The organism is Stenotrophomonas sp. P5_B8, from assembly GCF_054049855.1.
The window spans coordinates 1-10,721 of record NZ_JBFULO010000114.1; the positions used below are offsets into that span (position 1 = coordinate 1).

Here is a 10,721-nt window from a genome sequence, read left to right on the forward strand (position 1 = left end):
ACCCAGCTGCAGCACGGTTTGTCCGGCCGGCAAGGTGGCGGCCACCGCCGTGCCGCCAAGGTTGAAGGCCAGCCACCACTCGCCGCCGGGCAGTGCCCATCCCGCGGCGATGGCTTGATCGGCCAGTACCGTGGCCCCCAGGCTGCGCGCCTGCGCCGCGCCCTCGGCCAGATACCGGTGCCGCAACGCCAGGGACGCCTTGAAGTCGGCCAGCCAGGGGTTGTGCGCAAGCGCGTCCGGCGACGGCATCGGACAACGCGAGGCCAGGAACGTCTCCAGCGCGTTCGGATCGGGAATCGCCTCGCGCGATGCGGGCTCGGTGAATGCCTTGAGCTGGCTGAACTCGGTTCGCCGCCCCTGGCGCACGGCCTCATCCAGTGGTGGCTCGAAATCGGTGAAGAACAGGAACGGCTCGCGCGCGCCCCACGGCTCGCCCATGAAGAACAGCGGCACCATCGGGGTCAACGCGGTCAGCGCGTGCGCGATCCGCAAGCGTGCCGGGGCCACCGAACCCTGCAAGCGATCGCCGAAGGCGCGGTTGCCGATCTGGTCATGGTTCTGCGCGAACACCACGAAATGATCCGGCGACAACCCTGCGCTGGGTTCGCCGCGGCGGTTGCCATGCCGGTTCACTTCGCCCTGCCAGGCAAACCCTTCGGACAGCACCCGGGCAAATCGTGCCCCCGGTGCGCTGGCATAGTCGGCGTAGTAGCTCTCGGTCTCGCCGGTCAACAGCACGTGCAACGCATTGTGGAAATCGTCGTTCCACTGCGCGGTATAGCCCTCGCCCAGCAATGAGGCGGCATTGTTTTCGTTCTCCACCACCAGGTCCACCGCATGCGCCGGGCCATCGGCGTGGATGGCCTCGCGCAGCGTCACCAGGAACGTCTGCGGATGGATCGCGTGTACCGCATCCAGGCGAAGGCCGTCGAAGCGGTATTCGCGCAGCCACATCAGCGCGTTGTCGATGAAGTAGCGCTGCACCCACGGCTGGCGGAAATCGATGGCCGCGCCCCACGGCGTGCGAACATCCTCGCGGAAAAACTGCGGCGCGTAGCTGGCCAGCTGGTTGCCTTCCGGACCGAAGTGATTGAACACCACGTCCAGCAGCACCATCAACCCCAATCCGTGGGCGGCATCGACCAGCGCCTTCAGCTCGTCGGGCGTGCCATACACCGAGGCCGGGGCGTATGGCAGCACGCCGTCATAACCCCAGTTGCGCGACCCGGGGAACGTGGCCAGCGGCATCAACTGCAGCGCGGTGATGCCCATCGCCGCCAACGCCGGAAGCTCAGCCTGAAGCGCCGAATAGCCGCCCACCGCGCCCAGGTGCACTTCGTAAAGCACCGCTTCGGACCACGGCCGCCCTGCCCCGCCGGTGGTCTGCCAGACGTAGGCGTCTTCATCGGGGATGGCGCTGGCGCCCTTGAGGCCCTCCGGCTGCCAGCGCGAGGCCGGATCGGGCACGCTGAGCGCACCATCGATCCGGAAGCGATAGCGCGCACCGGGCGCGGCGTCGCAGACGACGGCATGGCACCCGTCTTCTTCCGAAACCATGGCCATTACCTCGCCCTCCAGCAGCAGTTCCACGCGGTGCGCTGCCGGCGCCCACAGCCGGAAGCAGTACCCACCTTCCGCCTGCCGCTGCGCGCCCAGTTGCCGCCGCGCAGGCGTCACTCCATCACCTGAAGGTAGACCGTGGACAAAGGCGGCAAGGTCAGCTCGATGGATTGCGCGTGGCCGTGCATGGCAATGGGCCGGGCGTCCACCTGTCCACGATTGCCCGCGTCGCTGCCACCGTAGAAGTGGCTGTCGCTGTTGAATACCTCACGCCAACGACCGGCACGCGGCACTCCCACGCGGTATCCATGTCGCGCCACCGGGGTGAAATTGCTCACCGCCAGCAACGCACCGCCATGGCCTTGCACGTCGTGGCGGATGAAGGCCAGCACGCTGTTGACGTGATCGTCGCCCACGCTCCACTCGAAGCCGTCCTCGGTGCGGTTGCCATGCCGCAGTGCAGGAATATCACGCAGCAGCCGGTTGAGGTCGCCGATCAGGCGCGCCACCCCGGCGTGTTCGGGTTGCGCGGCCAGCGCCCAGTCCAGCTCGGCATCGTGGTTCCACTCGGTGGCCTGGGCGAACTCGCCGCCCATGAACAGCAGTTTGCTGCCCGGGTGGGCCCACATGAAGCCGTAATAGGCGCGCAGGTTGGCCAACTGCTGCCAGCGGTCGCCGGGCATCTTGCCCAGCAACGAGCCCTTGCCGTGCACCACTTCGTCATGCGACAGCGGCAACACGAACTGCTCGGAGAAGGCGTACATCGCGCTGAAGGTCATCTCGCTGTGGTGGTGCGAGCGATGGATCGGGTCGCGCTGCAGATAGCTGAGTGTGTCGTGCATCCAGCCCATGTTCCATTTGTGCGAGAACCCCAGCCCGCCCTCGGCGGCCGGCGCGGTCACGCCCGGCCACGCGGTGGACTCCTCGGCGATCACCACCACGCCCGGATAAGTCGTGGCGATGGCGGTATTGAGCGCACGCAGGAAGTCGATCGCTTCCAGGTTCTCGCGGCCACCGTGCGCGTTTGGAATCCACTGCCCGTCGGCGCGGCTGTAGTYGCGATACAGCATCGAGGCCACCGCATCCACGCGCAGCCCATCGATATGGAAGCGGTCGATCCACTCCAGTGCACTGCCGATCAGGAACCCGGACACCTCGCTGCGCCCGTAGTTATAGATCAACGTGTCCCAGTCCGGGTGCAGGCCCTCGCGCGGATCTTCGTGTTCGTAGAGGCCAGTGCCGTCGAAGCGCTGCATGCCGTGCGCATCGGACGGGAAATGCGCGCCCACCCAGTCCACGATCACGCCCAGGCCCTGCTGGTGGCAGCGGTCCACGAAACGCGCGAACCCTTCCGGGTCACCATGCCGCGCGGTCGGCGCATACAGCCCCAACGGTTGATAGCCCCAGGAGCCGCCAAACGGATGCTCGCTTACCGGCAGCAGCTCGACGTAGCTGAAGCCAAGCTGCTGGATATACGGAATCAGCGCATCGGCCAACTGGTCCCAATCAAGCACGCTGCCGTCCGGGCCGCGTCGCCAGGAACCGGCGTGGAATTCATAGATGGAGATCGCACCGTCCGCGTTGGCCGCGCGCGCGTTCATCCAGTCCCGGTCCTGCCAGGCATGCTCCGCATCGGCGCCCACCACCGAGGCGGTGCCCGGCAGCGGCTCGCACTGCCGCGCCATCGGATCGGCCTTGTCGGTGAGGTGCGAGCCATCGGCAGCGATGATTTCGAACTTGTAGCGTGCACCGGCGACCACGCGCGGCACGAAGATTTCCCAGACGCCGGCTTCATGGCGGAACCGCATCGGATGGCGTCGGCCGTCCCAGCTGTTGAACTCGCCCACCACCGCTACCCGACGCGCGTTCGGCGCCCACACCGTAAAGCGCACGCCGTGTACGCCCTGGTCGGTGGCACGTTGCGCGCCCAGGCCGGTACGGATGCTGTGCGGGTCGCCAGCGGGGATGCCCGCCAGCAGTGCCGCATCCAGCTGCGGCCCAAAACCGAAGACATCTTCGATCTCCTGCGTCGATGTACCCCAGTCCACCCGCAGCAAGGCCACCGCAGCGCTTTCGCATGCGGATTCGAACAGGCCTTCGCCCAGCGCCGCCATCGGCTGCCAGCGCCCGCCCGCGTCGCGCCGTTGCACGGCCAGCGCACCGGGAAACAGCACGCGCAGCCGCCAACGGCCCTGCGCGTCCTGGTGCGGGCCCAGCAGCGCGAACGGATCGCCCGGCTGTCCCGCCGCCAGCGCGGCCAGACCAGGCGACAAGGGCTCGTCAACCGACGAGGACGTCGGTACACCCTCCGAACCTTGCGGCATCGGGGCCTGCACCTCGCACGACACCGTCATGCGCGCGCCTCGGCGGTGCGCTGGTACAGGTCGATGTAATGCGTGCCGGCAACCTCCCAGCCGCTGGGGCGCAGCATCGCCGCGCGCCGCATTGCGGCCATCAGCCGCGGCTGGCGGAAGGTGCGGAAGGCACGCTGCACGCAGCGGCGCAACATGTCCGCCTCCGGCCCGTTGAACAGGAAGCCGGTCACGCCGTCGTCCACCGTATCGATCAGCCCGCCGGTGGCGTGCGCGATGGGCAGGCAACCAAAGCGCTGTGCATACATCTGGCTCAACCCGCACGGCTCGAACCGTGAGGGCATCAGCAGGAAATCGGCGCCGGCAAACATGCGCCGGGCCAGGGTTTCATCGAAGCCGATGTAGGCCGACACGCTGCCCGGGAAGCGCCGCGCCAATGCGCGCACCTGCTCCTCGATCTCCGGCTCGCCGCCGCCGATGATCACCAGCTGGCCGCCGGCCGCCACGATCTGCGGCGCCACATCGCAGGTCAGGTCGAGGCCCTTCTGGTGCACCAGTCGCGACACCACCGCAAACAACGGCCCGCGGCTTTCCGGCAACCCGAAGGCGCGGCGCACGTGGCGGGCGTTATGGTCGCGGCCTTCAAAGCTGCGCACGTCGAAGTGCGCCGGCAGGTGGCGGTCGGTGCTCGGGTCCCAGCTGGCGTCGATGCCGTTGACGATCCCGCTCAGGTGACCCAGCGCCGCGCGCCGCGACAGCAACCGGTCCAGCCCGCAGCCCTCGGCCGGGGCGGTGATCTGCGCCGCGTAACTGATGCTCACCGTGTTGACCTGGTCGGCGTGCACGATGCCGCCGCGCAGGAACGACAACTGCCCATGGAATTCCAGCGCCACGCGCTGCACCTCGTCGATGCCCAGATCGGCCGCCAGCGCGCTCGGGAACAAACCCTGGTAGGCCAGGTTGTGGATGGTCAGCAGGCACGACGCCGTGCTGCCCGACCAACGTACGTAGGCCGCTGCCAGCGCGCACGGCCAATCATTCAGATGCAGCAGGTCCGGCTGCCATTCCATGCCCACCTCGCCCGAGGCGATCATCGCCGCCGCACGTGACAACGTGGCAAAACGAATGGCGTTGTCCGCCCAGGGTTGGCCGGCGTTGTCCACGTACGGCGATCCTTCCCGTTCGTACAGCTCCGGGCAGATCAGCACATACACAGGCAAGCCATCCTCGAGCACCGTCTGTGCGATCACGCACGCCGGCAACGCCGCATGCGCTTCGGTCTGCCCCACCACCTCGATGGGCCCGGTGCGCGCAAGCACCTCGCTGTAGCCGGGAATCAGCACGCGCATGTCGGCGCGGTCGCGCAGGGCGCGTGGCAATGCTGCGGCCACATCGCCGAGTCCGCCGGCCTTCACGAAATCGGCCATCTCCGACACCACGAACAGCACGCGGCGCACCGTGTCTGTCGCAAGATTGGAGAAACCTGACAGGCCAACCGGCATCGCGGCTTGCCTATGTCGTCGCACGCGGATGACATCACTCTGGGATACGGCTTCTGCGCTGGCAGCGGAAGACGCAAGGGGAAGAAGGCGCGTAGGCATGGGGGACTCGCTGGCAGAGAAACACGACGCAGCAGACTCCACCTCGAACCGGAATGGCCGGCGCAAGCAATCGTCAGGAGCGCACTACGAAGATGGGGGAACCCCAGCCATTACTTGGGGCGTGAATTGAATCTACACCCCGGCTCAATCAATGCCCCGTGAACCTGGCACGACAGTTGCGTGAACCCACATGCTAAAAACGCATGTGCTTATCAAGCTACCTAGTTGCAGCTGCCTCATGGGGAAGAATAAATCATTAAGAATTCCTTCTTCATCGTGCCCGCCGCGAACGCCACAAGTCGTCAATTGCTGGAGTCCAGCGCTGATTTCGACGCGCAGGACGCCCAGAGCCCATGGGAAACAGCAAGACCTACGACGAGTAAGCCGCGACAACCGGCTGTTGTTGCGGCGCTCTGCCGGGCACCACCCCTCACGTCGTGCAACTCACGCTCAGCCTGTGCATGGTCCTGCTCGGCGCAGGTCAACTGCTGTTTGGCGCGCTGGCAGACCGCATTGGTCGGCGCCCGATAGCGATGGGCGGCGGCACGATGTTCGTCATTGCCTCCCTCGCTCTTGCCGCGTCCAATGGCCCCGGCATGTTCCTCATGTTCCGTGTCTTCCAGGCACTGGGCGCGTCGGCGGCATTGGTTGCCACCTTCGCCACCGTGCGCGACGTCTACGCCGAGCGCCCGGAAGGAACGACGATGCCTGGCCGCTGGTGGGCTACTCGACCGGGACGGGGGTGCTCGTGTCGCTGGCGCTGGCCCGCACGCGCGACGAGCCGGGCGACGCACGCTGATCGCGGTCGGCTTATGCAGACATGGACACGACCCTACATCGCGTCAGGCTGCTGTCCGGCGTTCGGCTGCATCGTCGCCAGGGCGCCCTGCAGATCGCGCATGCGGAACGGCTTCTGCAGACCGTAACGATGGCGGAACTTCTCTGCGATCGCGGCCTGCCCGTAGCCGGTAATGAAAATATACGGCACGCCCTGGGCATCCAGCGCCTCGGCCACCGGGTAGGACGCGCTGCCCGCCAGATTGACGTCCAGCACGGCCAGGTCCACACCCCCGGCCCTCACCACCTCGAGCGCGGCATCCACATTGGCCACCGACGCGGCCACTTCGTAGCCCAGCGCCTCCAGGCAGTCCTCGAGCACCATCGCCACCAGCGATTCGTCTTCGACGACCAGCACGCGCGCGGTCACAGGGTCACCTCCGCCACGGTAGCCGGTAGCGGCATCGACACGCGGAACGCCACGCCGGCCGGGTCGAAGGCCAGTTCGACGTCGCCATCCAGATCGCGCTTCAATCCACGCTCGAGCAGGCGGGAGCCGAAGCCCTTGCGCGCCGGCGGGGACACCGGCGGTCCGCCACTCTCCTGCCACACAAGTTCAAGCAGATCCCCGCCATCGGCATCCACGCTGCGTACCCAGGCGATGCGCACCTTCCCCTGCGGCGAGGAGAGCGCGCCATATTTGACCGCGTTGGTGCACAACTCGTGCAGCGCCATCGACAGCGCCAGTGCGCGGCGCGGGTCGACCCGGCATGACCGCCCTTCCAGCACGAAGCGGCCGCTCGCATCGGGCTCGCACAACGCTGAGACATCGCGCGCCAACTCCAGGATGTCGGCACTTTGCCAGTTCTCGCGTGTCAGGGTGTCATGCGCGGTGGACAGTGCCAGCAGGCGCGAATCGATCTTCTCGTGCGCGTCCTCCAGGCTGACGGCGTTGTTGAACGACTGGCGGGTCAGCGACTGCACCATCACCAGCGAATTCTTCACCCGGTGGTTGAGCTCGTTGATCAGCAGTTCCAGGTGCTGCTCATGTTCCTTGCGCTCGGTAACATCGCGGGTGCTGCCGGCAATGGCTTCCACCTTTCCATCCAGCCCGAATACGGGGGTGAAGATGTATTCGTAGATGCGCGTGCCCTTGGTCTGGTGCGGGAACGGCACTTCGCCCCGGATGGGCTGGCCAGTGGCGACCACCCGGTCTATTTCCTCGTCGTGCATCGCCGCGTGCCACGGCTCATACCCCAGCTCAAGGCAGGTTCTGCCCGTGGCATCTTCCCAGCGCATGCCCCACATCGTCAGCAGGGCGTCGTTGGCGTAGATGAAACGGTGCTGGGCATCGAACACGTACAGAAGGTCCGGGGTGGCCTGAAGCAGGGCCTCGTAGATGCGCCATCGGGCGGCGTCTTGTTCCTTCTGGGCTGGCACGTCTGTAGATCCTGGGGCAGAGGCAGACGATAGTTCTGGCAGCGTGAACGCCGGATCATGAGTGGATGCCGCGCCGCCGCCCCGTCAACCCCGACGCGACGGCGCTAGAATCTGGCCCGTCACACCGGCACCGGAGCTCCCCATGCAACAGACCGTCATCCCCCAACTGCGCATGACCGATGCCACGGTCAGCGTGCCGTTCTACCAGCGCATGGGCTTTGCCATTGACTGGGAGCACCGTTTCGAACCGGGCATGCCACTGTTCGTGCAGATCAGCCGCGAGGGCCAACTGCTGTTTCTGACCGAACATGCCGGCGATTGCGAGCCCGGTGGCGCGGTCTACTTCCAAGTGCCCGACGTGGACGCACTGCATCGCGCGTTCGTGGCCGCCGGCGCGGCGGTGTTCCGCGCGCCGGCGGATGTGCCGTGGGGCGGACGGGAAATGCTGGTGGTGGACCCGGACCATAACCGGCTGCGGTTTGCTACGCAGGACAAGTAAGTCACCCGGCACGCCGCTGCACTAAGTGGGCAGCGGCGTCCATTCATGGGAAAAGCGCGCGAACTCAATCTGCAGTTCGCCATCGTGGTCCAGAATGATGTGGTGCCGGTAAACGCCGGGGCGGACAATCGAGAACTCGTGCAGAAGAAGATCGGCATGCCCATTGTCTTCCAGGGCGGGCTCGCACAGCTGGAAACTGGATACGCCACCATAGCGTAGCGTTGTCGTGCCCTCGAACATCTGATCAATAAGGCTCAGCGCGATCAGCGTCTCTCCATTGGAGAATCTGGCCTTGTACTGCTTGGACACAAGGAGAGACAGCATCCTTGCATCGTGCAGCGTCTTGTTTCCGCCAAGAGTGTAGCTATCGATGTCGCTGGCGAAAGCTCGCAGCGACGCGGGCATCCCACTCGCCACTGTATCGATGTAATCAAAATACCTGGAGAAATTCCAGGCCTGCCCATCGTGGTAGATCCTGTCGAGTTTCCTCACGCGCACACACTCCTTGGGTTTTTTGCCGGGCCATGCGTATCAGGCACCGGTTCGGCCGCAGGACGTCAGATTGCGCCCCGGCCGGTCAACATTCTGACGCATCCCGTCAACATTCCGACAGTCATCGCGCGCCGATGAAACGCAGGTTGAATGTGTCATTGAATTATTCATTTGCCTGCGCCGAAGCATGAATCCAAATGGGCCTCCCGCACGTAGATAGCCAGAGCCCACCCCACGACCGACGCGCAATGAGTCCCCCAGTCACCCAGGAAGATGAAAGAAAGGCCGTTCTTGGGTCCATGCAGATCGCCGATGTTGCCGCGCTCCCCTCGCTGGACCACATCACCCGTCTTGCCAGCTACGCCTTCGATGTCCCGGTTGCCTTTGTCTCGATCCTGGGCGATGTGGAACAGCGCTTTGTCTCCCGGATCGGGCTGCCGGTGGCGGCGACGTGCATCCGCGCCTCCATCTGTGCCCACGCCATCACCGCCAACGGGGTGTTCGTGGTCACCGACCTGGCGGCCGACCCGCGCTTCCAGGACAACCCCCTGGTCGCCAGCGCTCCGCACCTGCGCTTCTATGCAGGTGCCCCGCTGGTCGCCAGGAACGGGGTGGCCATCGGCGCCCTCTGCATCATGGACAGCATGCCCCGCGAGTTCCTGGACAGCGACCGCGAGCAGCTGTCGAGCCTGGCCCAGCTGGTGATGGGGCAGCTGGAGCTGCGCAACCTGTCCGGCCGGCTCGATCCGGTCAGTGGCCTCCCCAGCCGCCACCAGCTCCACGCCGATTTCCCCGGCATTGTCGCCCGCAGCGCCACCGGCAGGCGCTACGCCGTGGCCATCGACGTGCTCGACATCCCCCGCGCCAGCCAAGTGGGCCAGGTACTTGGGCTGCAACCGCTGGAAGCGCTGATCCGGCGCGCCGGCGTTCGCCTGCGCACCGCATTGGGCGGCATCGCTACGGTCTACCACGTGGGGGTCACGCGCTTCGCCTTCCTGGTGGACATGCCCACCCCAGACCAGGTGGAAAGCCTGGTCATGGAACTAAGGGGCCGGATGCTGCGTCCGCTGATGGCCGCCGCCGTGCCCATGTCGCCGCGCTTCCACGCAGGGATCTGCGCGGTCGAAGGCGGCGAAGGCAGCCACGAACTGCTTCGGAAACTCCTGGTGGGCCTGCACGATGCGTTCGACGCGGGTCAAACGTTGTGCTGGTACTCGGCAGCGCGGGACCAGACGGTGCACCGCGCCTACCGCCTGGCGTCGGATGCCGAGCGCGGCATCGCCAACGGCGAGTTCCATCTGGCCTATCAGCCACGTTTCGACGCCCCAACGCGCACCCCGGTCTCTGCCGAGGCGCTGATCCGATGGACCCACCCGGTGCTCGGCCCCATCAGCCCGCTCGAGTTCATCCCGGTCTTCGAACAGACCGCCCTGATGGCACTGGTCACCGACTGGGTGCTGGATGCGGCCCTGGACCAGCTGCTGGCGTGGCGGGCCCAGGGCGTGGACGTTCCCCTGTCCATCAACCTGCCCAGCAGCTATCTCACCAGCACCACCGCCTGGGAGGTCATCAGCGCGAAGTTGGCGCGGCGCGCCATCCCGTTTTCGATGGTTGAATTCGAGATCACCGAGGGCGAGTGGCTCGGCCCCGACTCCCCTGCGGTCGCGCAGATCTGCGCCATGGCGCAGGCGGGCATCCGGATCGCCATCGATGACTTCGGCAGTGGCTACAGCAACTTCAGCTACCTGTCCGACCTGCCCATCCGCACCCTCAAACTGGACAAGTCGCTGATCGACGGCATCGGCACGGACCCACGCGCAAGAGCCAAGGTCTCGGCGATCCACCATCTGGCCCACGAGCTTGGCTACCTCACCGTGGCCGAGGGCGTGGAACACCAGGACCAGCTCGACGTGCTGGCCGATATCGGCCTGGATCAAGTCCAGGGTTACCTGCTGGCCACGCCTTCGCCCGCGTCAACGATTGCAGCGTTGTTCGCGCGTGTCGGTCAGTCGCTGCAGGTTACCTGGGATGAACTTCATC

Annotated in this window: 8 protein-coding genes and 1 pseudogene; 3 read left to right on the forward strand and 6 right to left on the reverse strand. The window is 66.1% G+C overall.

All coding sequences use genetic code 11. The features are described from left to right. The 3 genes from treZ to glgA all read right to left on the reverse strand — a co-directional run. The coding region (gene treZ / locus ACXJKH_RS08630; RefSeq protein ID WP_457319111.1) for a malto-oligosyltrehalose trehalohydrolase at positions 1-1,677 on the reverse strand (1,677 nt) is incomplete at its 3' end. Next, positions 1,674-3,884 (reverse strand): 1,4-alpha-glucan branching protein GlgB, encoded by a 2,211-nt coding sequence (gene glgB / locus ACXJKH_RS08635; RefSeq protein ID WP_457319112.1) that lies wholly within the window; start codon positions 3,882-3,884, stop codon positions 1,674-1,676. The genes treZ and glgB, both read right to left, overlap by 4 nt. Positions 3,885-3,910: 26 nt before the next feature. Further along, positions 3,911-5,404: a glycogen synthase GlgA gene (gene glgA / locus ACXJKH_RS08640; RefSeq protein ID WP_457319118.1), complete on the reverse strand. Its 1,494-nt coding sequence runs from the start codon at positions 5,402-5,404 to the stop codon at positions 3,911-3,913. Positions 5,405-5,883: 479 nt separating this feature from the next. Between glgA and ACXJKH_RS08645 the strand changes: the two are divergent. Further along, positions 5,884-6,186 (forward strand): annotated as a pseudogene (locus ACXJKH_RS08645) (MFS transporter); the annotation flags it as partial. Positions 6,187-6,305: 119 nt separating this feature from the next. On the opposite strand, the gene ACXJKH_RS08650 reads toward ACXJKH_RS08645, so the two are convergent. Both ACXJKH_RS08650 and ACXJKH_RS08655 read right to left on the reverse strand, forming a co-directional pair. Continuing rightward, positions 6,306-6,680, reverse strand: a complete 375-nt coding sequence (locus ACXJKH_RS08650) for a response regulator (RefSeq protein ID WP_457319113.1) — start codon at positions 6,678-6,680, stop codon at positions 6,306-6,308. Then, entirely contained in the window at positions 6,677-7,690 is a 1,014-nt protein-coding gene (locus ACXJKH_RS08655; RefSeq protein ID WP_457319114.1) for a sensor histidine kinase, read from the reverse strand. The genes ACXJKH_RS08650 and ACXJKH_RS08655 overlap by 4 nt, the downstream gene beginning before the upstream one ends. A 142-nt stretch (positions 7,691-7,832) precedes the next feature. On the opposite strand from ACXJKH_RS08655, the gene ACXJKH_RS08660 reads away from it, so the two are divergent. After that, entirely contained in the window at positions 7,833-8,189 is a 357-nt protein-coding gene (locus ACXJKH_RS08660; RefSeq protein WP_457319115.1) for a bleomycin resistance protein, read from the forward strand. Positions 8,190-8,210: 21 nt separating this feature from the next. Here the strand turns inward: ACXJKH_RS08660 and ACXJKH_RS08665 are convergent, their stop codons facing one another. Beyond that, positions 8,211-8,681: a hypothetical protein gene (locus ACXJKH_RS08665; protein ID WP_457319116.1), complete on the reverse strand. Its 471-nt coding sequence runs from the start codon at positions 8,679-8,681 to the stop codon at positions 8,211-8,213. A gap of 299 nt (positions 8,682-8,980) precedes the next feature. Between ACXJKH_RS08665 and ACXJKH_RS08670 the strand changes: the two genes are divergently transcribed. Continuing rightward, positions 8,981-10,721 (forward strand): EAL domain-containing protein (locus ACXJKH_RS08670; protein ID WP_457319117.1); only part of this gene is annotated, 1,741 nt, incomplete at its 3' end.

Bases quoted from the DNA above. Each gene is read 5' to 3' on its own strand.
- ACXJKH_RS08660 (WP_457319115.1), top strand. From the start codon at position 7,833: ATGCAACAGACCGTCATCCCCCAACTGCGCATGACCGATGCCACGGTC.